General features: G+C 74.1%; 24 protein-coding genes and 1 riboswitch. Of the genes, 8 read left to right on the top strand and 16 right to left on the bottom strand.

Annotated features, from left to right (window positions below; translation table 11 throughout):
- Positions 1 to 64: 64 nt before the first annotated feature.
- Together AMK16_RS11060 and AMK16_RS11065 are read right to left on the bottom strand one after the other, a co-directional pair.
- Positions 65 to 1,444: a metallophosphoesterase gene (locus tag AMK16_RS11060; RefSeq protein WP_073912643.1), complete on the bottom strand. Its 1,380-nt coding sequence runs from the start codon at positions 1,442 to 1,444 to the stop codon at positions 65 to 67.
- Positions 1,441 to 1,701 carry an SCO4848 family membrane protein gene (locus AMK16_RS11065; protein ID WP_073912647.1) on the bottom strand — a complete coding sequence of 87 codons (261 nt, stop codon included), beginning with the start codon at positions 1,699 to 1,701 and terminating at the stop codon, positions 1,441 to 1,443. The genes AMK16_RS11060 and AMK16_RS11065 overlap by 4 nt, the downstream gene beginning before the upstream one ends.
- A gap of 121 nt (positions 1,702 to 1,822) precedes the next feature.
- Here AMK16_RS11065 and AMK16_RS11070 point away from each other — a divergent pair, with 121 nt between their 5' ends.
- Entirely contained in the window at positions 1,823 to 3,076 is a 1,254-nt protein-coding gene (locus AMK16_RS11070; RefSeq protein WP_242438680.1) for a D-alanyl-D-alanine carboxypeptidase family protein, read from the top strand.
- On the opposite strand, the gene AMK16_RS11075 is transcribed toward AMK16_RS11070, so the two are convergent.
- From AMK16_RS11075 to glyA, 4 genes are all read right to left on the bottom strand, one after another.
- Positions 3,073 to 4,071: a YihY/virulence factor BrkB family protein gene (locus AMK16_RS11075; protein ID WP_107417101.1), complete on the bottom strand. Its 999-nt coding sequence runs from the start codon at positions 4,069 to 4,071 to the stop codon at positions 3,073 to 3,075. The two genes, AMK16_RS11070 and AMK16_RS11075, sit on opposite strands and share 4 nt — an antisense overlap.
- Positions 4,072 to 4,240: 169 nt before the next feature.
- A complete protein-coding gene (locus AMK16_RS11080) occupies positions 4,241 to 4,825 on the bottom strand; it encodes a 2'-5' RNA ligase family protein (protein WP_073912651.1) in 585 nt (194 codons plus the stop codon).
- A 97-nt stretch (positions 4,826 to 4,922) separates the two neighbouring features.
- Positions 4,923 to 5,936, bottom strand: a complete 1,014-nt coding sequence (gene trpS / locus AMK16_RS11085) for a tryptophan--tRNA ligase (RefSeq protein ID WP_073912655.1) — start codon at positions 5,934 to 5,936, stop codon at positions 4,923 to 4,925.
- A gap of 197 nt (positions 5,937 to 6,133) precedes the next feature.
- Entirely contained in the window at positions 6,134 to 7,402 is a 1,269-nt protein-coding gene (gene glyA, locus AMK16_RS11090) for a serine hydroxymethyltransferase (RefSeq protein ID WP_073912658.1), read from the bottom strand.
- A gap of 34 nt (positions 7,403 to 7,436) precedes the next feature.
- Positions 7,437 to 7,527: riboswitch (ZMP/ZTP riboswitch) on the bottom strand.
- 109 nt (positions 7,528 to 7,636) lie between these two features.
- Here glyA and rocD point away from each other — a divergent pair.
- A complete protein-coding gene (gene rocD, locus AMK16_RS11095; protein ID WP_073912662.1) occupies positions 7,637 to 8,842 on the top strand; it encodes an ornithine--oxo-acid transaminase in 1,206 nt (401 codons plus the stop codon).
- Between the two features lie 90 nt (positions 8,843 to 8,932).
- Here rocD and AMK16_RS11100 read toward each other — a convergent pair whose 3' ends face one another.
- Together AMK16_RS11100 and AMK16_RS11105 are read right to left on the bottom strand one after the other, a co-directional pair.
- Positions 8,933 to 10,135: a glutathionylspermidine synthase family protein gene (locus AMK16_RS11100; protein ID WP_073912665.1), complete on the bottom strand. Its 1,203-nt coding sequence runs from the start codon at positions 10,133 to 10,135 to the stop codon at positions 8,933 to 8,935.
- 7 nt (positions 10,136 to 10,142) lie between these two features.
- Positions 10,143 to 10,442 carry a hypothetical protein gene (locus AMK16_RS11105; protein ID WP_073912669.1) on the bottom strand — a complete coding sequence of 100 codons (300 nt, stop codon included), beginning with the start codon at positions 10,440 to 10,442 and terminating at the stop codon, positions 10,143 to 10,145.
- 113 nt (positions 10,443 to 10,555) lie between these two features.
- Between AMK16_RS11105 and AMK16_RS11110 the strand changes: the two genes are divergently transcribed.
- On the top strand, positions 10,556 to 11,470 hold the full coding sequence (locus tag AMK16_RS11110) for a hypothetical protein (protein WP_079191445.1): 915 nt from the start codon (positions 10,556 to 10,558) through the stop codon (positions 11,468 to 11,470).
- A 196-nt stretch (positions 11,471 to 11,666) separates the two neighbouring features.
- On the opposite strand, the gene pdxR is transcribed toward AMK16_RS11110, so the two are convergent.
- Positions 11,667 to 13,070, bottom strand: coding sequence for a MocR-like pyridoxine biosynthesis transcription factor PdxR (pdxR, locus tag AMK16_RS11115; RefSeq protein ID WP_073913653.1), 1,404 nt, complete (start codon positions 13,068 to 13,070; stop codon positions 11,667 to 11,669).
- 47 nt (positions 13,071 to 13,117) lie between these two features.
- On the opposite strand from pdxR, the gene AMK16_RS11120 reads away from it, so the two are divergent.
- On the top strand, positions 13,118 to 13,666 hold the full coding sequence (locus AMK16_RS11120; RefSeq protein ID WP_079191446.1) for a carboxymuconolactone decarboxylase family protein: 549 nt from the start codon (positions 13,118 to 13,120) through the stop codon (positions 13,664 to 13,666).
- Positions 13,667 to 13,871: 205 nt separating this feature from the next.
- Here the strand turns inward: AMK16_RS11120 and AMK16_RS11125 are convergent, their stop codons facing one another.
- Together AMK16_RS11125 and AMK16_RS11130 are read right to left on the bottom strand one after the other, a co-directional pair.
- Complete coding sequence (locus tag AMK16_RS11125) at positions 13,872 to 14,861, bottom strand: malate dehydrogenase (protein ID WP_073912673.1); 990 nt, start codon at positions 14,859 to 14,861, stop codon at positions 13,872 to 13,874.
- Between the two features lie 201 nt (positions 14,862 to 15,062).
- The gene (locus AMK16_RS11130) at positions 15,063 to 15,665 is read right to left on the bottom strand and encodes a short chain dehydrogenase (RefSeq protein WP_073912676.1); all 603 of its coding nucleotides are present in this window, start codon (positions 15,663 to 15,665) and stop codon (positions 15,063 to 15,065) included.
- Between the two features lie 70 nt (positions 15,666 to 15,735).
- Here AMK16_RS11130 and AMK16_RS11135 point away from each other — a divergent pair, with 70 nt between their 5' ends.
- Entirely contained in the window at positions 15,736 to 16,713 is a 978-nt protein-coding gene (locus AMK16_RS11135; RefSeq protein WP_079191447.1) for a LysR family transcriptional regulator, read from the top strand.
- On the opposite strand, the gene AMK16_RS11140 is transcribed toward AMK16_RS11135, so the two are convergent.
- The gene (locus AMK16_RS11140; RefSeq protein ID WP_073912682.1) at positions 16,700 to 17,125 is read right to left on the bottom strand and encodes a DUF3017 domain-containing protein; all 426 of its coding nucleotides are present in this window, start codon (positions 17,123 to 17,125) and stop codon (positions 16,700 to 16,702) included. The two genes, AMK16_RS11135 and AMK16_RS11140, sit on opposite strands and share 14 nt — an antisense overlap.
- Positions 17,115 to 17,975 carry a bifunctional methylenetetrahydrofolate dehydrogenase/methenyltetrahydrofolate cyclohydrolase gene (locus tag AMK16_RS11145; protein ID WP_073912685.1) on the bottom strand — a complete coding sequence of 287 codons (861 nt, stop codon included), beginning with the start codon at positions 17,973 to 17,975 and terminating at the stop codon, positions 17,115 to 17,117. The genes AMK16_RS11140 and AMK16_RS11145 overlap by 11 nt, the downstream gene beginning before the upstream one ends.
- Positions 17,976 to 18,216: 241 nt before the next feature.
- Here AMK16_RS11145 and AMK16_RS11150 point away from each other — a divergent pair, with 241 nt between their 5' ends.
- Complete coding sequence (locus AMK16_RS11150; RefSeq protein WP_073912688.1) at positions 18,217 to 18,831, top strand: hypothetical protein; 615 nt, start codon at positions 18,217 to 18,219, stop codon at positions 18,829 to 18,831.
- A 79-nt stretch (positions 18,832 to 18,910) separates the two neighbouring features.
- Here AMK16_RS11150 and purH read toward each other — a convergent pair whose 3' ends face one another.
- Both purH and purN read right to left on the bottom strand, forming a co-directional pair.
- Positions 18,911 to 20,515, bottom strand: coding sequence for a bifunctional phosphoribosylaminoimidazolecarboxamide formyltransferase/IMP cyclohydrolase (gene purH / locus AMK16_RS11155; protein WP_073912691.1), 1,605 nt, complete (start codon positions 20,513 to 20,515; stop codon positions 18,911 to 18,913).
- On the bottom strand, positions 20,512 to 21,135 hold the full coding sequence (gene purN, locus AMK16_RS11160; protein WP_073912694.1) for a phosphoribosylglycinamide formyltransferase: 624 nt from the start codon (positions 21,133 to 21,135) through the stop codon (positions 20,512 to 20,514). The genes purH and purN overlap by 4 nt, the downstream gene beginning before the upstream one ends.
- A gap of 223 nt (positions 21,136 to 21,358) precedes the next feature.
- Between purN and AMK16_RS11165 the strand changes: the two genes are divergently transcribed.
- Positions 21,359 to 21,988, top strand: coding sequence for a hypothetical protein (locus tag AMK16_RS11165; protein ID WP_073912697.1), 630 nt, complete (start codon positions 21,359 to 21,361; stop codon positions 21,986 to 21,988).
- 602 nt (positions 21,989 to 22,590) lie between these two features.
- Here the strand turns inward: AMK16_RS11165 and AMK16_RS38075 are convergent.
- A complete protein-coding gene (locus tag AMK16_RS38075; RefSeq protein ID WP_079191448.1) occupies positions 22,591 to 24,687 on the bottom strand; it encodes a cell division protein PerM in 2,097 nt (698 codons plus the stop codon).
- A gap of 119 nt (positions 24,688 to 24,806) precedes the next feature.
- Here AMK16_RS38075 and AMK16_RS38505 point away from each other — a divergent pair, with 119 nt between their 5' ends.
- Positions 24,807 to 26,717, top strand: coding sequence for a helix-turn-helix domain-containing protein (locus AMK16_RS38505; protein ID WP_073912703.1), 1,911 nt, complete (start codon positions 24,807 to 24,809; stop codon positions 26,715 to 26,717).
- The last annotated feature ends 13 nt before the right edge of the window (positions 26,718 to 26,730 follow it).

The following is a 26,730-nucleotide window of genomic DNA, read 5'->3' on the forward strand; positions in this document are numbered from 1 at the left end:
CCCGCCCCTGTACGGCTGATGGCGACGTCCCGTGCGCATCCGGGTCGTTGCCGCTTCGATGCGTTCAGGCCTGGTACGAGGCCAGTTCGACGACCGTGATGTCGGACGGCGCGCCCACCCGGACCGGGGGCCCCCAGGCACCTGCGCCGCGGGAGACGTAGAGCTGGGTGTCGCCGTAGCGCTCCAGTCCGGCGACGGTGGGGTTGGCGAGCTCGGCGAGGTAGTTGCCGGGCCAGAGCTGGCCGCCGTGGGTGTGCCCGGAGAGCTGGAGGTCGACGCCGTGCCGGACGGCGTCGTGGATGACCACGGGCTGGTGGGCGAGGAGCACCGCGGTGCGGGTCCGGTCTCGGTCACCGAGTGCGGCCCCGAAATCGGGGCCCTGCCCCTCGCTCTCGCCCGCCACGTCGTTCACACCGGCGAGGTCGAAGTACGGGAGAGCGCGGCGGGCGTTCTCCAGCGGGGTCAGGCCGAGCTCGCGGACGTGGTCGACCCACTGCCGGGCGCCGGAGAAGTACTCGTGGTTGCCGGTCACGAAGTACGAGCCGTGGCGTGCGCTGAGCTCGCGCAGCGGTTCGGCGGCGGGCCCGAGGTCGTGGACGCTGCCGTCGACCAGGTCGCCGACGACGGTGATGAGGTCGGGCTGGGTGCGGTTGATCGTGTCGACGATGCGCCGGGTGTGGTCGCGGCCGAGGATCGGGCCGAGGTGGATGTCACTGACGACGGCGATGCGGAAGCCGTGCGCCGCGCGCGGCAGCCGGGCGAGCGGCACCTGCACCCGCCGGACGCTCGGGCCGCGCAGCACTCCGTACGCTCCGCCGGCGACGGTTCCGAGGGCCACGGCGGCAGCCGCGCCGCCGACCGCCCGCGCGACGAAGCGGCGGCGGGTCAGCGCGAGTCCCCCGGAGGTGGTCGGCACGGTCGCCGCCTCGGGGGCGGCGGGTGCGGGGGCGGGCGCGACCGCGGTGGCCCGGTCGGGTCCGGCCGCGGTGGCGCGGTCGGGGGCGGCGGTGGCGACGCGGTCGGGTCCGGCCGCGGTGACGCGGTCGGGGGCCGGTGGGGTGGCTCCCCCGGGCTCCGGTACGGGAGCCGGGCCGGGCCGGGGAACCTCCCCCGAGGGGATCCTGTGGGCCAGACGGCGGAGCAACAGCGCGCGGATCGGCTCGGCGACCAGCATCGTCAGGGTCAGGTAGAGGAGCACCGCGAGCCACAGGAACCCCGGCCAGGCCACCGCCTGCTGGAGCACGAAGGGGGCGCCGGCGCGGCCCGTGGTCAGCGCGGCCACAGAGAGGAGGGGCAGGGCGATGGTCAAGGCCGTGCCGATGCGGCGGGGCAGTCCGCCGGGGGCCGTGGTGTCGCGGACCAGGCGGATCCACAGCCAGCGGTGGACCAGCACCAGGAGGGCCAGGACGGCGAGCGCGATCAGCGCGAAGGCGGCGGTCTTCACGCGTCCGAGCCGTCACGTGATCCGCGCCGCAGCGCCAGTACCCCGCGCAACCCGATCACACCGACGGCCGTCCCCAGGAGAAAGGACGTCACCGCGAGGGCCAGGTGCACCCAGAAGTAGGAAGTGGGATCGCCCGCCGCGTCGAACGCGAGGCCGCTGCCGTTCTTCCACAGGTTCCGGACGAAAGACACCCAGATGAACCAGCTCCACACGCCGAAGGCGAGCAGGAACCAGGAGGCGGCGCGGCTGAGTCTCATGCCCTCAGTATCGGATCCGCAGCCAGGACGGACGCGCGGGGGTGGGCTGTCCCGGCGGTGGTGGCCCCGAACTGCCCGGTCAGCGGCTGCGCCCGGCCCGCCGGACGGTACTTTCACCTGCGTGTCCGCCAAGAAGACCGCGCTGACGGTCCTTTCCGCCGCGCTGATGGTCCCCGCGATGTTCGTGGCCCCCGCGCACGCCGCGCCGGCCCCGCCGGCGCCGCCGGACGGGAAGGGGAAGCCCTCCAGGACCCGGGCGGCGGCCGCGCCCCCCGCGTCGATGTCCACGGTCGGCGGAGCCCTGCTCGGCCAGCCCGGTACGCAGGTGAACCTGCTGCCCGGGGCGCCCGCCCTCCCGGCGAACCTGACGGGCCGGTCGTGGATCGTGGCGGACGCGGAGTCCGGCGAGGTGCTGGCCGCGCACAACGCCCACTGGCGGCTCCCGCCGGCCTCCACCATGAAGATGCTCTTCGCGGACACCGTGCTGCCGCGCCTGCCCAAGGACCAGGTCCACAAGGTCACCGACCAGGACATGGACGGCGTCGGCCCCGGCAGCAGCCTGGTCGGGGTCAAGGAGGACCACGAGTACAGCGTCCACGACCTGTGGCTCGGGGTGTTCCTGCGGTCGGGCAACGACGCCGTGCACGTGCTGTCGGCCATGAACGGCGGGATCGACAAGACCGTCCGGGACATGCAGGCGCACGCCGAGGAGCTCCAGGCCCTGGACACCCACGTGATCTCGCCGGACGGGTACGACGCCCCGGAGCAGGTGTCGAGCGCCTACGACCTGACCCTGATCGCCCGGTCGGGCCTGGCGAAGCAGGACTTCCGGGAGTACTGCGGCACGGCCGAGGCGAAGTTCCCGGGCCTGCAGGAACCGGGGAAGGCACGCGACTACTTCGAGATCCAGAACACCAACCGGCTGATGACGGGGGCGGGTGGCCTCTCTCCCTACAAGGGCATCGCCGGGGTGAAGAACGGCAACACCACCATGGCCGGTTCCACCTTCACGGGCGTCGCGCAGCACGGCGCCCGCAAGCTGCTGGTCACGGTGATGAATCCGGACGGGGGCGGCGCCAACGAGGTATACGAGGAGACCGCCGCGCTCTTCGACTGGGGTTTCGGCGCGGTCGGGAAGGTCAAGCCGGTGGGTGAGCTGGTGCCGCCGAAGAGCGCGGACACCACCTCCCAGGGGTCCACGGCCGAGGCCCACGAGCACGGCCCGGCGGCGGCCGGGGCCGGTTCGGGCGGCGGCGGCGCGGGCACCGCGCTCGGTGTCGCCGGCGGTGCGCTGGCGCTCCTCGCGGGCGGCGCCCTCGTCTTCAACCGCCGCTGGCCCCGCGGCCGCCGGGGCCGGGACGAGGACCTGGTCTAGGACCCGGTCCGGGACCCGTCCGCGGCGCGGCCCGTCGGCGCCGGCCGCGGGTTCCCGACCGGCCCGGGCTCCTGGTCCGCGTCCGGCTGCGGCGCGGGGCCCGGCTCCCTGCCCGGCTCCGGGTCCTCCAGGCCGTCGCCGTCCGCGTCGTTCCGGGTCGCCGTCCAGGCGGCGACGAACAGCAGCAGCTTCGCCGTGAAGTTGATCCACAGCAGCAGGGCGATCGGCACGCCGAAGGCCCCGTACATGCTCTTCGCGGCGACCCCCCGCATGTAGCCGCTGAGCAGGAGCTTGAGCAGTTCGAAGCCCGCCGCCCCGATCAGGGCCGCCTGGAGCAGGCGGCGGCGCGGCGGGTGGACGCCGGGGAGCAGGGTCAGGACGTACAGCAGCAGCAGGAAGGCCGCCAGCACGCCGACGAGGAAGGCGCCGCCGCGCAGCAGCACGCCGCCCGCGCCGTCCCGCGGGATGCCCAGCCACCCGCCGAACTTCCCGACGGCGCTGGAGCCGATGATCGAGGCCGCCGCCGAGGCCAGGGCTGCGCCGCCGAGGCCGAGGAGCACCAGGCCGTCCTTGCCCTTGCGGGCGATCGGGTTCCCCTGCTCCTCGTCGTCCTTCTCCCACACGGCGCGCAGGCAGTCCCGCATCGAGCCGACCCAGCCGATACCGGTGAAGAGCAGGAGGGCCGCGGCCACGAGGCCGACGGTGCCGGCGTTCTCGACGAGGGTGTTCAGGTCGAGCTGGTCGGAGATGCCGGGGACCTGTTGGGCGAGGTTCTGCTGGAGCCGGTCGAGCTGCTCGTCGCTGAGGAGGGCGGCGCCGACGGCTGCGGCCACGGTGATCAGCGGGAAGAGTGCGAGGAAGCTGATGAAGGTGATCGCGGCGGCGAGCCGGGTCCAGTGCACGCGGTCGAGGCGCTCGTACGAACGCCACGCGTGGGTCCGCATCAGACGGGCCACCAGAGGCCCGATCACCGGGAGTTTCGTCAGCCAGTCCATGGGGCCACCGTAATCAAGCTGCCGGAAATAGCCGGGATCGTCACGTTCGGGGACTACGGTCGTTGATTGTGACTTTTCGCCCGACGGCTCTCCCGTTCCACACCCTGGTCCTGCGAAGGCTCGGCTTCCGTGTCCGGCCGGCCGCCCGGCTGACCCTGCGCCCGCTCCGTCAGGAACGCCGTACCGTCTCGTCGGCACGTGGGCCCGGCTGCGCCGGAACGCCGGCGGGCCCCGAGCCGAAAGGGTATTCGCGCAGCTTGCGCCACACCCCGTCCGAGCCCTGCTCGTAGAGCGCGAAGCCCTCGCAGACCCAATCGGCGGCGTAGCCGGCGAGTGCCTCGAACGCCAGGTCCATCGCTTCTTCGGAGATGCCGTGGGCGACGGTGACGTGGGGGTGGTAGGGGAAGGCCAGCCGGCGGTCGAGCGGCCCCTCGGGAGCGCGGAGCTCGTTCTGGAGCCGGGTGCAGCCCGCGGCGCCTTCGACGACCTGGACGAAGACGACCGGGGAGAGGGGGCGGAAGGTCCCGGTGCCGCCGAGCCGCATCCGGAAGGCGCGGAAGCCGGCCGCGACCCCGGCGAGGTGGGCGCCGATCGCCGGGAGCCGCTCCGCCTCGACCTCGGTGGGCGGGACGAGGGTGACGTGCGTGGGGATGCCGTGCGCGGCGACGTCCCCGAAGCCGGCGCGCCGCTCCTGGAGCTGGCTGCCATACGGCTCCGGGACCGCGATCGAAACGCCGAGCGTTACGGTCCCCACGTATCTCTCCTCCGTCTGTCGCTGCGGACTGCTGCCGCCCCAGTGTGGCGGCAGCACCCCCCTTGGTGCCAGGGCCCCCTGTCCCGGGTCCCCGCGGTCAGTGCTTGGCGGGCAGGAAACCGAGGCGGTCGTACGTCTGCGCGAGGGTCTCGGCGGCGACCGCGCGGGCCTTCTCCGCGCCCTTGGCCAGGAGGGAGTCCAGCGTCTCGGGGTCGTCCAGGTACTCCTGGGTGCGCTGCTTGAACGGTGTGACGAAGTCGACCATCACGCCGGCCAGGTCGGTCTTCAGCGCGCCGTAGCCCTTGCCCTCGTACTTCGCTTCGAGAGCCGGGACCGTTTCGCCCGTGAGGGTGGAGTAGATCGTGAGCAGGTTGCTGACGCCGGGCTTCTTCTCGGTGTCGAAGCGGACCTCGGCCTCGGTGTCGGTGACCGCGCTCTTGATCTTCTTCTCGGTGACCTTGGGCTCGTCGAGGAGGTTGATCAGGCCCTTGGGCGACGACGCGGACTTCGACATCTTGATCGTCGGGTCCTGGAGGTCGTAGATCTTCGCGACCTCCTTGACGATGTGCGCGGCGGGGAGGGTGAAGGTCTGGCCGAAGCGCTGGTTGAAGCGCTCGGCGAGGTCGCGGGTCAGCTCGATGTGCTGGCGCTGGTCCTCGCCGACGGGCACCGCGTTCGCCTGGTAGAGCAGGATGTCGGCGACCTGGAGGATCGGGTACGTGAACAGGCCGACGGTGGCGTTGCCCGCGCCCTGCTTGGCGGACTTGTCCTTGAACTGCGTCATCCGGCTGGCCTCGCCGAAGCCGGTGATGCAGTTCATGACCCAGCCGAGCTGCGCGTGCTCGGGCACGTGGCTCTGGATGAAGAGCGTGCAGCGCTCCGGGTCCAGACCGGCGGCCAGCAGCTGCGCGGCGGAGAGGCGGGTGTTCGCGCGGAGGTCCTTCGGGTCCTGCGGCATGGTGATCGCGTGCAGGTCGACGACCATGTAGAACGCGTCGTGCGTCTCCTGGAGGGCGACGTACTGGCGGATGGCCCCGAGGTAGTTCCCGAGGTGGAACGAACCGGAGGTGGGCTGGATGCCGGAGAGCGCGCGAGGACGATCAGAAGCCATGGCCCCATTCTCTCAGGTGCGGGGGCGGGCTCCGGCCCGCCGGGGGCCGGAACCTGCCGCGCCGCCCCCGCCGCCGTCCGGTACCCGCACGGGTACCGGACGGTAGCGGGGTGTCCGGATCCTGCCCCGGCCGGTCGACCGGTTCACCGTCCGGCGCCGGGGCCGCCCACGGCCCGGCGCGATCGCCACGGCACCTTCTACGACAGGGGCAGGCCCGGCGCCGGGAACGCCGCCATCAGGTCCGTGACCTCCGCGCGGACGGCGGCGAGGGCCGGCTCGTCGGACGTGGCGGCGGCGTCGACCGCACGCGAGATCCACTCCGCGACCGCCGGCATGTGTGCGGTCGACAGGCCCCGCGACGTCAGCGACGGGGTGCCGATCCGGATACCCGACGGGTCGAACGGCTTGCGGGGGTCGAACGGCACGGTGTTGTAGTTCACCACGATGCCCGCCCGGTCCAGGGCCTTGGCCGCGACCTTGCCCGGGACGTCCTTGCCCGTCAGGTCGATCAGGATCAGGTGGTTGTCCGTACCGCCCGAGACGAGGTCGAAGCCCCGCTCCAGCAGCGCCGCGGCCAGGGCCTTCGCGTTGGCGACCACGGCGTGCGCGTACGCCGTGAAGGACGGCTGCGCGGCCTCGTGCAGCGCCACCGCGATGCCGGCCGTCGTCTGGTTGTGCGGGCCGCCCTGCAGGCCCGGGAAGACCGCCTTGTCGATGGCCTTCGCGTGTTCCTCCCGGCACATCAGCATCGCACCGCGCGGACCGCGCAGCGTCTTGTGCGTGGTCGTCGAGACGACGTCCGCGTGCCCGGCCGGGGAGGGGTGGGCCCCGCCCGCGATCAGGCCCGCGATGTGCGCCACGTCGGCGACCAGGACCGAGCCCGCTTCCCGGGCGATGGACGCGAAGGCGGCGAAGTCGATGGTCCTCGGCAGGGCGGTACCGCCGCAGAAGATGATCTTCGGCCGCTCAGCGAGGGCCTGGTCGCGCACCGCGTCGTAGTCGATCAGACCGGTGTCCTGCCGTACGCCGTACTGGACCCCTCGGAACCAGGAGCCCGTCGCCGAGACGCCCCAGCCGTGGGTAAGGTGCCCGCCCATCGGCAGCGCCATGCCCATCACGGTGTCGCCCGGCTGCGCGAAGGCGAGGTAGACGGCCAGGTTCGCCGGGGAGCCGGAGTACGGCTGGACGTTGGCGTGGTCCACGCCGAACAGTCCCTTCGCCCGCTCGACGGCCAGGGCCTCGACGCGGTCGATGTTCTGCTGGCCCTCGTAGTAGCGGCGGCCCGGGTAGCCCTCGCTGTACTTGTTCTGCAGCACCGTGCCGGACGCCTCCAGCACGGCGGCGGACACGTAGTTCTCGCTGGGGATCAGGCGCAGGGTCCGCGCCTGGAGTTCTTCCTCGGCCGCGACGAAGGACGCCAGTTCGGGGTCGGTCGCGGACAGGGCGGGATGGCGGCTCGCGGGCATGGCGGGCTCCTCCGGGGTCGATGTGATCGGTACCCCGCGAGGCCCAGGCGAGCGGCCCTGAATGCGGTAGTGCGCGCACGACTCCCCCGGAGTTGGTTCTCCGTACGCCAGTCGCCGTGCGTACCGGCCACCTTAGCGGGCGCGCCACAGGAAAGGTTTCTCCGTCCCGTATACGAGCGAGGATGGACAGTGACGCCACCCTCGTCACAGGCCTGACGGACGATCGGAGACCCCGTGTCGACAACTGCTGATGCCATCCGTTCCGCCGACGCGCACAGCGCGCACAACTACCATCCGCTGCCCGTCGTCGTCACCTCCGCGGAGGGCGCGTGGATGACGGACGTAGAGGGCCGCCGGTACCTCGACATGCTCGCCGGGTACTCGGCGCTCAACTTCGGGCACGGCAACCGCCGCCTCCTCGACGCGGCCCGCGCGCAGCTGGAGCGGGTCACGCTCACCTCGCGCGCCTTCTTCCACGACCGGTTCGCCGACTTCTGCACCGAACTGGCCGCGCTGTGCGGCAAGGAGATGGTGCTGCCCATGAACACCGGCGCGGAGGCCGTGGAGACGGCCGTGAAGACCGCGCGCAAGTGGGGCTACGAGGTCAAGGGGGTGCCGGACGGGCACGCCAAGATCGTGGTCGCGGCGGACAACTTCCACGGGCGCACGACGACCATCGTCTCCTTCTCCACGGACCACGAGGCCCGCGACCACTTCGGCCCGTACACCCCGGGCTTCGAGATCGTCCCGTACGGGGACCTCACCGCGCTGGCGGCCGCCGTCACCGAGAACACCGTCGCCGTCCTGCTGGAGCCGATCCAGGGCGAGGCGGGGGTGCTGGTGCCGCCCGCCGGGTACCTCAAGGGCGTACGGGAGCTGACGCGCGAGCGGAACGTCCTCTTCATGGCGGACGAGATCCAGTCGGGGCTCGGCCGGACCGGCCGGACCTTCGCGTGCGAGCACGAAGGGGTCGTCCCCGACGTGTACATCCTCGGCAAGGCGCTGGGCGGCGGGGTGGTGCCGGTGTCGGCCGTCGTCGCCGACCGGGACGTGCTCGGGGTGTTCCGGCCGGGTGAGCACGGCTCCACCTTCGGCGGGAACCCCCTGGCGTGCGCCGTGGGCCTGGAGGTCGTCGCGATGCTGCGCGGCGGCGAGTACCAGCAGCGCGCCACCGAGCTCGGCGACCACCTGCACCGGGAGCTGAACCTGCTGGTCGGCGGGGGCGCGGTGACCGCCGTGCGCGGGCGGGGCCTGTGGGCGGGCGTGGACATCGACCCGTCGCGCGGCACGGGGCGGGAGATCAGCGAGAAGCTGATGGCGCTGGGCGTCCTGGTGAAGGACACCCACGGCTCGACGATCCGGATCGCGCCGCCGCTGGTGATCAGCAAGGAGGACCTGGACTGGGGGCTGGAGCAGCTCCGGACCGTCCTCGCCGGGTAACCGGGCCGGGGCGGCCGGCGGGTCGGCGGCGGGTCGCCGCCGGTCGCAGGCCGCCGGTCGCCGTCGCCGTCGCCGTCGCCGTCGCCGTCGCTAGAGGATCACGTGGGGCAGGAAGCGGGCGTACTCGTCCGTGACCGGCCCCGCGGATTCGCGGATGCCGAGCCCCGCCGCCTCGTCCTCGACGACCCACGCGCCGAGCACCACCCGGTTGCCCTCGAAGTCGGGCAGCGGGGCGAGGCCCTGGAAGACGTACGACTCCCCCTCGGCCGGCACGAAGGGCTCGCCGCCCTCCCCGGCCGGGTGGAGCGTCACCCCGGCGCCCTCGCGGCCCAGCAGCGGTTTGGCCGCGTAGCCGGCGGAGCCGGCCTCCGCCAGCTCGCGCGGGCCGTCCAGGTAGGCGGGCAGCAGGTTCGGGTGCTCCGGGAAAAGCTCCCACAGGATCGCCAGCAGGGCCTTGTTGGACAGCAGCATCTTCCACACCGGCTCGATCCAGCAGGTGGTGCCGGAGCCGCCGCCGTGGTCATAGGTGCCGAGGACCTGGGGGCCGAACGGGTCCGTGGCCAGCCACTCCCACGGGTAGAGCTTGAAGCAGCCGCGGATGAAGCGGAGCTTGTCGTCCACGAACCGGCCGGAGAGGCTGTCCCAGCCGATCTGCTCGACGGACAGGGCGTGGGTGTGCAGGCCGGCCTGCTCGGCGGTCTCCTGGAGGTAGGCGACCGTCATCAGGTCCTCGCCGAGCTCGTCGGTCTCGGAGTGCGCGAAGTGCAGCGGGCCGGGCGGCAGCAGCTCGGCCTGCCGGCGCCAGGCGTCGACGAGCCGCTCGTGCAGGGAGTTCCACTGGTCGGCGCCGGGGAAGCGCTCCTCCATCCAGAACCACTGCGGGCCGGCCGCCTCCACCAGCGAGGTGGGGGTGTCGGCGTTGTACTCCAGCATCTTGGCGGGACTGCCGGTGCCGTCGTAGCGCAGGTCGAAACGGCCGTAGAGGGAGGGCTGTTCGGCCCGGCGGCGCCAGGACCGCGCGATCAGCGCGGCCAGTTCCGGGTCGGTGATGCCAAGGTCGGCGAAACGGTCCTGGTCGACGATGTGCGCGGCCGCGGCCAGGCACATGGCGTGCAGCTCCTCGACGACGTTCTCCAGCGCCTCGACCTCGGGCAGGGAGAAGGAGTAGTACGCGCTCTCGTCCCAGTAGGGGCGCAGGGAGTCGTCGGGGTAGCGGGTGAGGGGGTAGATCAGGCCCTGTTCCTCGACCGTCTTCTGCCAGTCGGGGCGGGGCTCTATGGTGTGCCGCTGCATGGGGCGCTCAGCCGCCGGACGAGCCGGAGTGGCTTCCGCCGATGCCGCCACGGGTGACGGCCGACTTGTCGAAGCTACCGCCGGAGACCCTGCCGTTGCTGACGGTGCCGCCGTAGTAGTACGCGCCGTGGCCGCCGCTCTTGCACTCCCGGTTGTTCAGCTTCTCCAGGGTGGAGCGGTGGGCGCACCGCTTGTCCGGCTCGTCGCTGCTGCCGCAGGCCACGAGCGTGGCCGCGAGCAGGCCCATGCCTCCGAGTGCGACGGCGCCGGAGCGCATACGGCGCTTGTTGGTGCTGCTGCTGTCCATGTCTGGGGCTCCCCCTCGGTGGCGTGCTTCCGACAGACTAGGCCGGGGGCGTGGGGGGATGGAATCCGGCCGTCGAGAGATCCGTGACTTAGAGTCGGTTCGTGCTCATTGGGATGGTTTGCGCACTCGGTGCGGCGGTGTGCTTCGGTACGGCGTCCGTCCTGCAGGCGATGGCGGCGCGCGCCGCGCAGCCCGGGACCGGGTCCGGGGTGGACCCGGCGCTGCTGCTGCGGGCGGCGCGCCAGTGGCGCTACCTGGCCGGCCTCGGCCTGGACGCCGTCGGCTTCGTGCTCCAGATCGTCGCGCTGCGCCACATCCCGATCTACGCGGTGGGGGCCGCGCTGGCCGCGAGCCTGGCCGTGACGGCGGTGGCCGCGGCGAGGCTGCTGCGGGTGCGGCTGTCCGGTACCGAATGGGGTGCGGTGGGGGTGGTCTGCGCGGGACTGCTGATGCTCGGGCTGGCTTCCGGAGAGGAGGGTTCGGGGACGGGCACCTTCGCGCTGAAGCTCGGGCTGCTCGGCGTGTCGGTGCTGGTGCTGCTGGCCGGAGCGGTGGCGGGCCGGCTCCCCGAGGGCCCGCGGGCGCTGGTCCTGGGGCTGGGCTCCGGGACGGGCTTCGGGGTGGTGGAGGTGTCGGTCCGCCTGATCGACTCCGTCCGGGACCTGCGCAACCCGGCCCTGTACGCGCTCCTGCTCGGCGGCGGCGCGGGCTTCCTGCTGCTCACCTCGGCGCTCCAGCGCGGCTCGGTGACGGCGGCGACGGCCGGCATGGTGCTCGGCGAGACCATCGGGCCGGCGGTGGTGGGGGTCGTCTGGCTCGGGGACCGCCCCCGCGAGGGCCTGGCCTGGCTGGCGGTCACCGGCTTCGCGGTAGCGGTCGCCGGCGCCCTCGCCCTGGCCCGCTTCGGCGAACTCCCGAAACCGGAACCCGGCCCCGACCCCGGGACGGAGACGGGGACGGGGACAGGGACAGGGGCGGCTACGGGGCCCGGACGGAACCCGGAGCGCGGGCCAGAGCCGGAGCAGTAGCGGGACTTGGAGCGGGGTACCGGAGCCCGGCCCGGAGCGGGGGCCAAAGGCCGGAGCGAGAGCAGCAGCGAGGGCAAGACCCCGGACGGAACCCGGAGCGCGGGCCAGAGCCCGGCCCGGAGCGGGGGCAGTAGCAGGACCCGGAGCGGGGGTCGGGGCCTGACCCGCAGCCCGGACCCGGCGCCCGGCATCGGTGTCACGGCAGGGCCGCCGACAGGGCCGCCAGGGTTGGTGTCCAGGCGCTGTCCGACGGGGTTCCGTAGCCGACGACCACCGCGTCGCGCGGCGGGAGGCCGGCCTGCGGATGGCGGAAGGCGGACAGGCCGTGCAGGGCCAGGTCCTGCCAGGCCGCCGACTGGAGCACGGAGCGCTCCGTCCCGGCCGGGAGGTCCAGCACCGCGTGCAGCCCCGCCGCGATGCCGGAGACGGCCACCCGGCCGTCCACCGCCGCCACCAGTTCGTCCCGGCGGCGCCGGTAGCGCAGCCGCATGCCGCGCACGTGCCGGTCGTAGGCGCCGGAGGTGATGAACTCCGCCAGCGTGAGCTGGTCCAGCGCGCTGGAGGTCCAGTCGCCCATGCCCTTCGCGGCGAGGACCTCGTCCAGCAGCGCCGGCGGGACCACCATCCAGCCCATGCGCAGCCCGGGCGCCAGCGACTTGCTGGCCGTGCCGAGGTACACCACCCGCTCCGGGTCCAGCCCCTGCAACGCGCCCACCGGCTGGCGGTCGTAGCGGAACTCCCCGTCGTAGTCGTCCTCCAGGATCAGGCCGCCCGTGGTCCGGGCCCAGTCGACCGCCGCCGCCCGGCGGGCCGGGGTCAGGGCGACCCCGGTGGGGAACTGGTGCGCAGCGGTCAGCAGCACCGCCCCGGCCGCCGGGGAGAGCCCGGCGAGTTCACCCGTCCGCGCCCCCTGCGCGTCCACGCCGAGCGGCGAGGTCCGCAGCCCCGCGCGCGTGAGCAGGTTGCGGTGGACGTCCAGGCCGTACCCCTCCACCGCCACCTCGCGGACCCGGCGCCCCCTCAGCACCCGTGCCAGAAGGGTCAGGGCGTGGGCGAAGCCGGCGCACAGCACGATCCGCTCGGGGTCGGCGTGGACCCCGCGGGCCCGTGCCAGGTACCCGGTCAGCGCCTCCCGCAGCTCGGGCCGGCCGCGCCCGTCGGACCCGTACCCGAAGGCTTCGTTCGGCGCGTGGGTCAGCGCCCTGCGGGCCGCCGTCAGCCAGGCCGCCCGGGGGAAGGCGCCCACGTCCGGGGAGCCGGGCAGCAGGCTGTACGAGGGCCCCCGGCGGGCCGGGTGCCGTACGCGGGCGGACGCCGCGGCCCGGCGCGGCCGTGCGCGCTGGGCGACGCGCGTGCCCGAGCCCTGGCGGGCCGTCAGCCAGCCCTCGGCGACGAGCTCGGCATAGGCTTCCGCGACCGTGTTGCGCGCGACGCCCAGGTCGACGGCGAGCGAGCGGGAGGACGGGAGTCTGGTCCCGGGGGCGAGCCGTCCGCTGCGGGCCGCCTCGCGCAACGCCTCGGCGAGACCGGCCCGCAGCCCCCGGCCCGCGGAGAGGTCGAGATGCAGGTCGGCTCCGAAAGTGGCCCACGATTGCGTCATGAACATGGACCATATCGGCGGGCCGTCCGCCTCCTAGGGTGGATCACATGACGACTACGAACGAGCAGCGGTACACCGCCGGCGTCACGCCCGCCCCCGCCCCCTCCCCCGCCCACTCCCACGCGCCGGAGCACACTCCGCGCCTGCACATGGCCAAGCTCGCCCCCGAGGTGTACAAGGCCGTCCTGGGCCTGGAGATCGCCTCCAAGAAGGGTCTGGACCCGGCCCTGGTCGAGCTCGTCAAGATCCGGGCCTCGCAGGTCAACCACTGCGCCTTCTGCCTGGACATGCACACCAAGGACGCGCTCGCGGCCGGTGAGAGCGTCGAGCGGATCGTGCAGCTGGGCGCCTGGGAGGAGTCGCGGCACTTCTACACGGAGAAGGAGCTCGCCGCGATCGAGCTCACCGAGGCGGTCACGGTCCTCACCGACGGGTTCGTACCCGACGCGGTGTACGAGAAGGCCGCCCGGCACTTCGAGGAGGGCGAGCTGGCCCAGCTGATCGCCGTCATCGCGACGATCAACGTCTGGAACCGCTTCGGTGTCACCACCCGTATGGTGCCGGGGCACTACACGCCCGGCATGTACAAGAGCTGACCCCGGGCCCGGGCCCGGGCCCGGTCCCGGTCCCGGTCCCGGTCCCGGTCGGTCGGTCGGCCCGTTCGCCCGTTCGCCCGTCCGTCCGTCCGTAAGGGACCCACGGCCGTCGCACGCCGAAAAGGCCCCGGCGCGCTGGGCGCCGGGGCCTTCGGTCGTGCGGGCCGGGCGAGTGGCCGATCCGGCCGGCTCGCGCCGGGTCGGGTCAGATCAGGCCGAGTTCGCGGACCGCGTCGCGCTCCTCGACGAGCTCCTGCACGGAGGCGTCGATGCGGGTGCGGGAGAACTCGTTGATGTCCAGGCCCTGGACGATCTCGTACGTGCCGTCCTTGGTGGTGACGGGGAAGGAGGAGATGAGGCCCTCGGGGACGCCGTAGGAGCCGTCCGACGGGATGCCCATGGAGGTCCAGTCGCCGGCGGCGGTGCCGTTGACCCAGGTGTGCACGTGGTCGATGGCGGCGTTGGCGGCCGAGGCGGCCGAGGACGCGCCACGGGCCTCGATGATCGCGGCGCCGCGCTTGGCGACGGTCGGGATGAAGGTGTCGGCGAGCCACAGCTCGTCGCTCACGACCTCGGCGGCGTTCTTGCCGGCGATCTCCGCGTGGAAGATGTCGGGGTACTGGGTCGCCGAGTGGTTGCCCCAGATGGTGAGGCGCTTGATGTCGGTGACGTCGGCGCCGGTCTTCTTCGCGAGCTGCGAGATCGCCCGGTTGTGGTCCAGACGGGTCATCGCGGTGAAGCGCTCGCGCGGTACGTCCGGGGCGGCGGCCTGCGCGATGAGCGCGTTGGTGTTGGCCGGGTTGCCCACGACGAGGACCTTGATGTCGTCCGCGGCGTGGTCGTTGATGGCCTTGCCCTGCGGCTTGAAGATGCCGCCGTTGGCGGACAGCAGGTCGCCGCGCTCCATGCCCTTGGTGCGCGGGCGGGCGCCGACGAGCAGCGCCACGTTGGCACCCTCGAAGCCCTGGTTCGGGTCGTCGAAGATGTCGATGCCCTTGAGCAGCGGGAAGGCGCAGTCGTCGAGCTCCATGGCGGTGCCCTCGGCGGCCTTCATGCCCTGCGGGATCTCCAGGAGGCGGAGCCTGACCGGCACGTCCGCGCCGAGCAGGTGGCCGGAGGCGATGCGGAAGAGCAGCGCGTAGCCGATCTGGCCGGCAGCGCCGGTCACGGTGACATTCACGGGAGTGCGGGTCATGGCCTTCTCCGTTAGACAGCGGGCGGTGGGGCGTCCCTGCCCCATGTGCTGGGAGGACGCCGCTCCCCGGCCCTGTGAATCTTGACGTGAAGAGACATCCGCGGTCAGGCTATCCGACCCGGGACCGGGTCAATCCCCCGGTCCCTGTGGTCCGTGGCACACAAAGCCCCCGGTTCCCAGGGGATACGGGGGCCCGGCCCCCTATTCGACCAGGAAGATCTCGCCCGTCCGGTGGCCTTCGACGGCCTTGACGTAGGCGTTCGCCGCGCGCCGCACCGGCACCGCGTCGAAGCCGGCGAAGGTGTCCCCGTAGACGCCGAGGGACTCTTCGAAAACGGTCGGGCTGACGGCGTTGATCCGCTGCCGGCCGGGGAGTTCGATGGCGGCGGCCCGTACGAAGGCTTCCACGGCGCCGTTGACCAGGGCGGCGACCGAGCCGGTGAGCAGCGGTTCGCGCGCCAGGATCCCGGTGATCAGGGTGAAGGAGGCGTGGGCGGGCAGCCGGGCCGCGCCCTGGCGGACCAGTTCGATCTGGGAGACGGCCTTGCCCTCCAGGCCGCCGCGCACGTCCTGGACGGTCAGTTCGCCGAGCGGGCGCCAGGGGACGCTGCCGGCGGCGACGGCCACCGCGTCCACGGCGCCCACCGCCTCGTACATCGCCCGGATCGATTCGGGGTCGGTGATGTCGACGTGGATGTCGGCCCCCGTGCGGGAGGCGGTGACGACCATGTGGCCGCGCTCGCTCAGGGCCGTGTGAACCGCTCGGCCGAGGGTTCCGTTCGCTCCGATCAGTACGACGTTCATAGGGCGAGCATCGCGCCCGCCGACCGTGAAGTCCAGCTACCTCCGCTACAGCGATCGTTAAGGTGAACTCATGCTTGATGTGAAGCGGATGGTCCTGCTGCGCGACCTGGCGCAACACGGTCGGGTGACGGCGGTCGCCGAGCTGCACGGGGTGACGCCTTCCGCCGTCTCCCAGCAGCTGCGCGCCCTGGAGGCCGAGGCGGGTGCCGCCCTCGTCGAGCGCGAGGGGCGGGGGCTGCGGCTCACCGCGGCCGGCTCGGCGCTGGCCGCCGCCTGCGAGCCGGTGCTGGCCGCGCTGGAGCGCGCCGAGGGGGCCGTCCGCGCCCTGGACGCCGACGTGAGCGGGGAGCTGGCCGTCGGCTGCGCCCCGAGCGCGCTGGCCACCGTGGCCGCGCCGCTCGTCGCCGAACTGGCCGTGCGCCACCCCGGGCTGCGCCCGCGGATCGTGCAGGCCGACCCGGAGGAGGCCGTCCCGCTGCTGCGCGGGCGCCGCCTGGACCTGGCGGTCACCTACGCCTACCCGCTGCTGGGCGCGCCGCCCGCGCCCGGGACCACCTCGGTGCCGCTCTTCGAGGACCCGCTGTGCCTGGCGCTGCCCGAGGCGCTGGCACCGGCGTACGAACGGGACGGGCTCGCGGCGCTGCGCCGGAGCGAGTGGGTCTCGGCCCCGGCCCCCGGCAGCTGCCGGGAGATGCTGCTGCACGCCTGCCGGAACGCCGGTTTCACCCCGCGCATCGCACACGAGTGCGCCGATCTGCGGGCGGGGCTGTGGATCGTCGCCACCGGGCAGGCGGTGTCGATCCTGCCGAAGCTGCTGTGCGACGCCCCGCCGCCGGGCACCGTCGTACGGGAGTTGCCGGGCCCGGGGCGGACGCTGCAGGCGCTGGTCCGGGCGGGCAGCGAGAGCCGGCCGGCCGTGGCGGCCACCCTGGCGGCGCTGACCGCCCGGCACGCACTGCACGCCCGCGACCCCCGCGGCGCCGGGCCCGTGCGGCCCGGCGGGCGCGGGCCGGTTACCGGCGGGCGCGGGCCGGTCAGCGGACGGTGAAGCGGACCGCCGTCTCCAGGAAGGGGATCTCCAACCACGGCTTCGGGGCCATGACCAGCGCGAGCAGCGTGATCGCGATGCCCAGCAGCCCGTAGGTGACCATGTCCGTGAAGCGGGAGCGGACCGCGAGCATGCCCACCGAGGGCAGCAGGCGCCGCAGCGCCGCCGCCGCGATCAGGGCCACACCGATCACCAGGCAGCCGACCCGGGGCTGCCCCAGCGCGGTGACCAGCAGCCCGGCCGCCGTCGCGGTCAGCACGCTGAGCATCGGCCACTGACGGGCCGGCGCGGACACCGCCCCGGGGACGGCCCGGCCGCTGCCCTCCGGGCGTGCGGTGCCCTCGGTGACGGGCGGGAAGCGGCGGGAGCGGGGCGCCTCGGCCGCGGGTTCCGTGCCCGGTTCAGCCTGCACTGGTGATCCGTTCCGCCGCTTCGACGACGTTGCCCAGCAGCTGGGCCCGGGTCATCGGGCCGACGCCGCCCGGGTTCGGGGAGATCCAGCCCGCCACCTCGGCGACGCCGGGGTGCACGTCGCCCACGATCTTGCCCTGCTCGTCGCGGCTGACGCCCACGTCGAGCACGGCCGCGCCCGGCTTCACGTCCTGCGGCTTGACCAGGTGCGGGACGCCGGCCGCCGCGACGACGATGTCCGCCTGGCGCAGCAGCCCCGGCAGGTCGCGCGTGCCGGTGTGGCAGAGGGTCACGGTGGCGTTCTCGGACTTGCGGGTCAGCAGCAGGCCGATGGAGCGGCCGACGGTGATGCCCCGGCCGAGGACGACGACGTGCGCGCCGTCGATCCCGACCCCGTGGTGGCGCAGCAGTTCGACGATGCCGTAGGGGGTGCACGGCAGCGGGCCGGGCTCGTTCAGCACCAGTCGGCCCAGCGACATGGGGTGCAGGCCGTCGGCGTCCTTGACCGGGTCCATCAGTTCGAGGACCCGGTTGGTGTCGATGCCCTTGGGGAGCGGGAGTTGGACGATGTATCCCGTGCACGCCGGATCGGCGTTGAGTTCCCGTACGACGGCCTCGATGTCCTCCTGTGAGGCGGTCGCGGGAAGTTCGCGCTGGATGGAGGCGATGCCGACCTCGGCGCAGTCCTTGTGCTTGCCGTTGACGTACCAGCGACTGCCCGGATCGTCCCCGACCAGCAGGGTGCCGAGGCCGGGCGTGACGCCCCGGGCCTTCAGGGCCGCCACACGGGCGGTCAGTTCGGACTTGATCGCGGCTGCGGTGGCCTTGCCATCGAGAATCTGGGCGGTCATGTACCCATCCTCCCGGATGGAGTGCCCCCGGTTCCAGTCAAGGGGCTCGCGGGTGCGCGCGGTTCATTGCACTTGCACAACAAGTCACCGGCCGTTCGGCCGTCGGCTGGACAAGTCCTGTCCGATCGGACGACGATGACGCAAAAGAGTGCCGCGGGCAGTGCCGGGGGGCGGACCGTAGACCACAGCTTTCCTCCGTGCGTGCCGTGCGTCCCCGCACTTCCACGGAGGAACACCCCAGATGAGCTTCGGCGACCCGAACAACCCGTACGGGCAGCAGCCCCCGGCCCCGCAGGGCCAGCCCGGCTACGGCTACCCGCAGCAAGCCCCCCAGGGCGTCCCGCCGCAGGGCGGCTACGCCTACCCGCAGCAGCAGGCCCCCCAGGGGTACCCCGGCTACCCGGCCGGTCCCGGTGGCTACCCGGGCATGCCGATGGAGATGCCCGGTCTGCTGAAGACCGCCCGCGTCCTGCTGTTCATCGTGTCCGGCCTCCAGATCGTCGTCGGACTCTTCGCGCTCGTGGGCGCGGCGGCGGTCTCCAGCAGCACCAACTCGGACGCCGGCGACCTCGGCGCAGGCCTCATCGCGGTCGTGGCCGTCCTCGTCTTCGCGTTCGCCGTGTGGGCCCTCATCCTCGGCGTGAAGTTCGCCAAGGGCGGCAACGGCGTCCGCATCGCGACGATCGTCTACGGGTCGCTGTCGATCCTGGGCAGCCTCGCCAACTTCGCCAACACCTCGGCGAACGGGTCGAGCGGCGTCTTCGGCGGCATCATCGGCCTGGCCATCGGCGGCACCATCCTCGCCGCGGCGGTCAGCAGCTCTGGCGCCGCGTGGTTCAAGCGCCCGCGCTACTGACACGGGCGGTCCACACGGCGAAGGCCGCGACCCGCAGCGGTGCTGCGGGTCGCGGCCTTCGCCGTGTCCGGGGGCCGGCTCAGTGGAAGAAGTGGCGGGTCCCGGTGAAGTACATCGTCACGCCGGCCTTCTTCGCGGCCTCGACGACCTGCTCGTCGCGGACCGAACCGCCCGGCTGGACCACGGCCTTGATCCCGGCGGCCGTGAGGATCTCCAGTCCGTCCGGGAAGGGGAAGAAGGCGTCGGACGCGGCGTACGAGCCCTGCGCGCGCTCGGCGCCCGCCCGCTCGACGGCGAGCTTCGCCGAGTCGACGCGGTTGACCTGGCCCATGCCGACGCCGACGGAGGCGCCGTCCTTGGCGAGCAGGATCGCGTTGGACTTGACGGCCCGGCAGGCCTTCCAGGCGAAGGCGAGCTCGGCCAGCTCGGCCGGGGACAGCGCGTCCCCGGTGGCGAGGGTCCAGTTCGCCGGGTCGTCGCCCTGCGCCTGGAAGAGGTCGGACTGCTGGAGCAGCGCGCCGCCGCTGATGGGCTTGAGGTCGCCCGGCTGGTGCGGGGCGCCGTCCACCTTCAGGACGCGGATGTTCTTCTTCCCGGCCAGGATCTCGACGGCGCCGTCCTCGTAGGCGGGGGCCGCGATGACCTCGGTGAAGATCTCGGCGACCTGCCGGGCGAGCGCGACGGTCACCGGGCGGTTGACGGCGATGACGCCGCCGAAGGCCGACAGCGGGTCGCAGGCGTGGGCCTTGCGGTGGGCGGCGGCGACGTCCTCGCCCTCGCCGGCGACGGCGATGCCGCACGGGTTGGCGTGCTTGATGATCGCGACGCAGGGCTCTTCGTGGTCGTAGGCGGCGCGGCGGGCGGCCTCGGTGTCCACGTAGTTGTTGAAGGACATCTCCTTGCCGTGCAGCTGCTCGGCGTTGGCCAGCCCGCCCGGACGGCCGTCCGTGTAGAGGGCGGCGGCCTGGTGCGGGTTCTCGCCGTAGCGCAGGGTCGACTTGCGCTCCCAGGCGCCGGCCAGGAACTCGGGCAGGGCCGTGGTGTCGTCCTCGGCGGCTTCCGGGGCGTACGCGTTCGTGAACCAGGAGGCCACGGCCACGTCGTAGGCGGCGGTGTGCTGGAAAGCCTCGGCCGCCAGCCGCTTGCGCGCGGTGAGGTCGAAGCCGCCGCCGCGGGCGGCGTCGAGCACGTCCGCGTAGCGCTCGGGGCTGGTGACGACCGCCACGGAGGGGTGGTTCTTGGCGGCGGCGCGGACCATGGAGGGGCCGCCGATGTCGATCTGCTCCACGCACTCGTCCGGGGAGGCACCCGACTGGACGGTCGCGAGGAAGGGGTACAGGTTCACGACGACCAGGTCGAACGGCTCCACGCCCAGCTCGCCGAGCTGGCGCCGGTGGTCCTCCAGGCGCAGGTCGGCGAGGATGCCGGCGTGCACGCGGGGGTGCAGGGTCTTGACGCGGCCGTCGAGGCACTCGGGGAAGCCGGTCAGCTCCTCGACCTTGGTGACGGGCACGCCGGCCGCGGCGATCCGGGAGGCGGTGGAGCCGGTGGAGACGAGGGCGACGCCCGCCTCGTGCAGGCCGCGGGCCAGCTCTTCCAGTCCCGTCTTGTCGTAGACGCTGACGAGCGCACGCCGGATCGGCCGCTGGGTCGTGGTCGGGTCGTTGCTCTCTACGGCGGTCACTGGATTGTTACCTTTCGTCCCTCAATGCGGTAGCCGTGCCGGGCCAGGCGCCCCACGACGTCGACGAGCAGCTGGCGCTCGACTTCCTTGATCCGCTCGTGCAGAGCGGCTTCGCCCTCCCCGTCCGCGATCTCGACGACACCCTGGGCGATGATCGGACCGGTGTCCACGCCGGAGTCCACGAAGTGGACGGTGCAGCCGGTGACCTTCGCGCCGTAGGCGAGCGCGTCCCGTACGCCGTGGGCGCCGGGGAAAGCGGGCAGGAGGGCGGGGTGGGTGTTGATGAAGCGGCCGCCGAAGCGGTCGATGAAGGCCTTGCCCACGATCTTCATGAACCCGGCGGAGACCACCAGGTCCGGCGCGTGGGCCGCGGTCGCCTCGGTGAGGGCGGCGTCCCACTCCTCCCGGCTCGCGTGGGCCTTGACGGGGCACACGAAGGTGGGGATCCCGGCCTTCTCGGCCCGCTCCAGGCCGACGATGTTCTCGCGGTCGGCCCCCACGGCGACGACTTCGGCGCCGAAGCCCTCGGAGCCGCCGGGGTGGGCGTCGATGGCGTCGAGCAGGGCCTGGAGGTTGGTGCCGGAACCGGAGACCAGCACGACCAGGCGGGAGGCGGCCATGGGAGGCCCTTTCTCACGGGAATGCGGTGTTCGTCTTTGTGCGGTCATACGAAACTTCGGGGTACCGATATACGGGGAACCATACGAAGCGACCGACCGCCTGCAACGATACCGGCACACCGGACGGCCCCCGAGGGACGGGGGGACGGCCGGGAGGTAGCGTCGGGCGTACACGCCACGACGTCGTCCTGACGTCCCTGACCCAGGGGAAGAAACGCACCCGATGCCGGACCGCCGTCAGCCCGACTCCTCCACCGACGACAACCCCTTCGCGGCTCCCCCCGAAGGCCGGCCCGACCAGCCGTGGCAGCCGCGCGCCGGTGGCAGCGGCGAGGGCGGCGACGGCACCGGCCGCGACTCCGAGGGCCGGGGCGGCCCGGCGCGCTGGGACCCGACGGACCCGGTCCAGCGGCGTGCGCGGTACGCACTGCTGGCCGGCATGTGGGGCTTCTTCTTCGGGATCTTCGGGATCCCGTCGGTGGGGTTGCTGCTGGGGGCGCTCGCCCTGTACTGGGGCATCACCGCGCTCCGGGGCAGGCCGGCGCCGAAGCCGGCGGCCCCGACGGACCCGGCGGCGCGGACCGGCGCCCCGGCGCCCACGGGAGCGACCCCGCCCCCGGGTGGCCTGGCCGCCCTGGGCCCGGCGGCCCGCCCCCAGCGCACGGCGGCGGTGAGCGGCCTGGTCTCGGCCTCGCTGGCGATCCTGCTGGCGATGAGCTCGTACGCGCTGCAGCTGGCGTACAAGGACTTCTACATCTGCCGCGACGACGCCCTGACGAGCGCGGCGGAACTGCAGTGCAACACCCTCCTGCCGGACAACATCGTGGGCGACGTCCTGAAGGTCCGCCAGTAACCTCCGAAACCCGCGGGACCGCCGGACCCCGGGACGCCTCCTGAACCCGCGGGACCGCCGGACACCTCCGGAACCCGCGGGACCGCCAGTAACCTCCAGCGCGTCGGGCTGGAGGTGTCCGGCGGCCGTTCGAGGCACAAGGCCGGGGGCTCCCTCCCCGGGCCGCCCAGCCGCACGGGCAATCCCAGTCCCGCCGACGTTTGAGGCGCGGGGGCCCGGGGGCAGAGCCCTCGCAACGGCGCCGCGGGCGCCCCCCACCCGACCGCGCACCCGCCCAGGCCTCCCACACGGAGTGCCTACGCCCGCCGGGGACACACCTCCGGCCCGCTTGCGACCGACACGCGACGGCCTGTCCTCTCCGGGCCCGGGCTACCCCGCCACAGCGGCAATTCCAGCCCCGACGGCATTTCAAGGCGCGGGGCGCGTACCTGCTCCCGCGGCTGGTCGGCCCAGTCGCAGGGGCAATTCCAGCCCCGCCGGCGTTTGAGGCGCGGGGGCCGAGCTCCCCCATCGGGCCCCCAGCCGCACGGGCAATCCCAGCCCCGCCGGCGTTTGAGGCGCGGGGGCCCGGGGGCAGAGCCCCCGCAACGGCGCCGCGGGCGTCAGACCGGCGGCTTCCGGCGGGCCAGGACACGCGCCCCCACCACCGGTGGAGCCAAGGGCACCCCCGGCGCCCCCGTCGGCTTCGCCGGAATCACGATCGGGGACAGGTCCAGGCTCAGCCCCGGCACCACGGTCAACGACCGGTGCGACCGCGTCACCGCGCCGCGCGCCGGAGCCGCCCCCACGCCAGGAAGATCAGCCCGGGCCGACGCCCGAACGCGGTCACGGGCCGGCACCGCTGCTCCCGGAGCCGGGGCCAGGCCCGGACCCGATTCCGAGCGCGGCCCCGCAGCCAACTCCAGCCCGGGAGCCAAAGCCGCGCCCGGAGCCGGGGCCGCACCCGGGGTGAGAACTACGCCAGGGACCGAAGCCAAGTCCGGCCCGGGGGTCAGGGCCTTCCCCGGAGCCAAGGCCAAACCGAGAGCCGAATCCGGGGCCGGATCCGGGGCCGGGGCCGAATCCGGGGCCGTGCCCGGGGCTAGGGCCGCGCCCGGGGCCAAGGCCGAACCCGTGGCCACGGCCGCAGCCGGCCCGGGGGTCAGGGCCTCCCCAGGAGCCGGGGCCCCACCAGGAGCCGAATCCAGCCCCGGGCCCGGAGCCGGGGCCGCGCCTGGGGCCGGGGCCGGGCCCGGAGCCGGGTCCTTGGCCGGGCCCGGAGCCGGGGCCGGAGTCGGGGCCGGAGTCGGGTCCTTGGCCGGGGCCGGGCCCGGGGGCGGGGGTTCGGGGGCGGGCTGGGGGGTCATGTCCGGGACCAGGGCGCCGGCGGCGCGCCGCAGGGCCGCCCACCGGACCTCCCGCACCCCACTGTCGTGCCACCCGTCGTCCACCACCGCCGCCCCACCCCGCACCGGCCGCATCCGCCACCCATGCACCGCCACCGCCACCGGTACCGCCAGCACCAGCGTCCACGCGAACGCCGCCGCCCCGGTGGCCCACCACACCGGCCCGAAGGCGGCCAGCGCCCGCGACCCCATCGGCCCCGCCGAAGCCGCCGCCAGAGCGCCCATGAGCAGCCCGCACACCACCGCGCCCAGCGCCGCCGTGAATGCGGTCTCCCCGTACGAGACCTCCCGCGCCCGGCGCACCGCGAACCAGCCCACCGCCAGCCCGGCCACCACCGGTACCCCGGCGACCGCCCAGGTCAGCGGCGTCCCGGGCCCCTCGGGCGGCAGCGCCGCCAGGAGCGGGAACCGGGGCAGCGCGGGTGACCCGGCGAAGCCGAGCGGCGTGACGCTTCCCCCGGCCCCCAGGGCGAAGCCCGGCCCGAGGGCATAGGCCGCTCCCCACACCATGGCGTTGGGGACCAGCGCGAGCGCGAGCAGCAGCACGGCGAACCGGCCCGACCACACCCCGGTCAGCGCCAGGAAGGACCCCTGCACCTCCGCACCGTGCCAGGCGAGCGAGCCGCCGACGAGCAGGACGCCGCCGCCCAGCAGGACCAGCGCCCCGCCCGCCCCGGCCCGGAGCGCCAGCGCGTACCGGGGGCGCGCACATGCCCTCCGCACGCCTTGCGGCACCCACGCCGGCACCGGCCCGGGCAGCCGCCCCCGGGCGGCCCACACCCCCACGGCGGCGGCGAGCACGGCCACCATCGGCACGTGCCAGGCCGCGCTCAGCGGATCGGCGGGCATCGGCCCGCCGGCCGCGTACACCGTGGCCAGGGCCCCGACGGCCAGGTACCCGCACAGCACGGCCGAGAAGACCACGCCGGCAGGCAGCTCCTCCTCCCCCTCCTCGTCGGAGGCGGCCCCCAGCCGGGCGGCCCGCCGCATGAGCAGCACCGGCAGCGCGACGAGCAGCAGGGGGGTCATGCCGACGGGCGCGGGCACGCCGGAGAGGGTCTCGTAGCGGACCAGCTCCGTGCCGTGGGCGAGCAGCCACAGCCCGGCAGCCAGGTGCAGCGCCCCGCCGGGGCCGCTGTCGGGGTAGGGGGAGCTGATCCACAGCACGATGACGAGCACGGCGAGGAAGCCGAGCCCGAGTCCGGCCGCCACGGCGCCGCCCACCACGCATGCGGCCGCCGCCGGAGAGCGGCGCCGCCGGACGCTTCGCGGGGCCGCGGACAACGGGGTCCCGGGTTCGGTCACTTGGGTCACCCCGCCATGGTGCCAACGACACGCGCTATGGGCGGGTAACAGGCGAATGTCCGTGGTGTCGCTCAATATACGTTTATGTACTTTTTCGCCCAGGGCTGTCGGGTCGCGGGGAGTGTGGCATGACACAAAGCGTCGAGACGACCTCGGAGCTGAGCCTCCCCTCTCCGAAGGAACGCCGCAGACTGCGCGAATCGGCGGACCTGACGCACGAGGACGTGGCGGCGGCGGTGGGCGTCACACCGAACACCGTGCGCTCCTGGGAGACGGGCCGCACGGAACCGCGCGGGCGCAAGCGCGAGGCGTACGCCAGGCTGCTGGCCCGCATCGCGGCGCCGGTGCAGGACCCCCCCTGCCCGGACCCGGCCCCGGACCCGGACCCGGACGCGGACCCGGACGCGGACCGCGAAATCGCCCTTGCCGAAGGCGGCGCCGCCGACACCCCGGCCACGGGGCCGGGGCCCGTGTCCGCACCGCACACCGGCGGGTCGCCGAAGCTCTCCGGCGGCGGCCAGGAGCGGCCCGGCGGAGCTGGGACCCGCCCGAAGTCCGCCGCCCCGAATTCCGCCGCCCCGCAGGCCGCCAAGCCGCCCGCACCGCTCCCCGGGCACGAGGCGCTGCCACCCGTACGGATCACCGGCTCCCCGGCCCCGGACACGCCCGCTCACGGCAGCGCTGACGGCGGTGAGGACGGCGAGCCACACGGACCCGGCGGGCGGCCCGTCGGCGCCGCCCACATCAAGGCCGCACTCCCCGAGCACGGTCCCCACCCGGCCTCGGCCGCGCCGGCGGCGTCCCCGGAAGCCGGAGCCGCACCCCAGCCGGCGCCCGCCCCCTGCGGCGGTGCCGCCGCACCGGAGGCACCCGCCGCCTGTCCCCCGGCGCCCGGGACGCCCCCCTCCCCCGAAACCGCGCTCGCACCCGTACCCACCCCGGAGCCCGGGACCGCCGCGGCCACGGCGTCTGCGGAGACCGGGGCCCCCACCCAAACGGCCGACGCCGCCGAAATCGCCGAAATCGCCGGAACCGCGGGGGCCGGGGCAACGACCGCACCGACCACGCCGGACGGGTCCGCCCCGTCCGATGTATCCGCCGAAGGCGCCGAGTCGGCCGCGTCCGCCGACGCCGACCCTGCCGGCCCTGCCGAAGCCGCCGACCCTGCCGAAGAGCCCACCGGATCCGCCGAGTCCGCCGCCTCCGACGACACGCCCGCGCCCCCGCCGGGACCCGCCCGGGACTTCGACGCCCTCTACGCCCATGCGGCCGCCACCCTCACCCGCCAGGCCTACCTGCTCACCGGCCGCCGGGCCCTCGCGCACGAAGCCGTGGAGCGGGCCTTCCAGCGAGCGTGGGCCAACTGGCCCGAGGTCGCCGCCGACCCCGACCCCGTGGGCTGGGTGCGCGCGGCCGCGTACGAGTGCGCCCTCTCCCCCTGGCACCTGCTGCGCCGCGCCCACCGGCACCCCGACAAGCCCCCCGTCGAACCCGCCGACCGGATCCTCCTCGACGCCATGCTGGCGCTGCCCGTCGCCCACCGCCGCACCGTGCTGCTCTACGACGGCGTCGGCCTCGACCTGCCCGACACCGCCGCCGAGACCGAGGCCAGCACGCCGACCGCCGGCGGCCGCCTGATCCACGCGCACGCCCACCTCGCCGACCGGATCCCCGAACTGGCCGGCGTACCGCCCGAGAAGCAGTCCGCCGTGCTGCGCGAACGGCTCACCGCGCTGGCACCGGCCGTACGCATCGAACCGCGCCCCGCAGCCGTCGTACGCACCTGCGGCGAACGCCGCACCCGGCGGTGGACGCGCGCCGCCCTCGGCCTGACCGCGGTGATCGCCGCCGCCACCGCCTACACGGCCACGACCGCGCCCACCCGCTACGAACCCCCGAACGCCCCCGGCGCGAACGTCTCGGGCGTGCCCCCGCTCAGCGGCCCCCAGCAGCTCACCGAGGAAAGCAGGCAGCTCCACGACAAGCTGCGCGCGGACCCGGCCGCCGGGCCCGCCCGCGTCGCCCCGCGGATCGACTGAGAACGGGCGTGGC

It is taken from the genome of Streptomyces sp. CB00455 (assembly GCF_001905445.1).
Classification (GTDB): Bacteria; Actinomycetota; Actinomycetes; order Streptomycetales; family Streptomycetaceae; genus Streptomyces.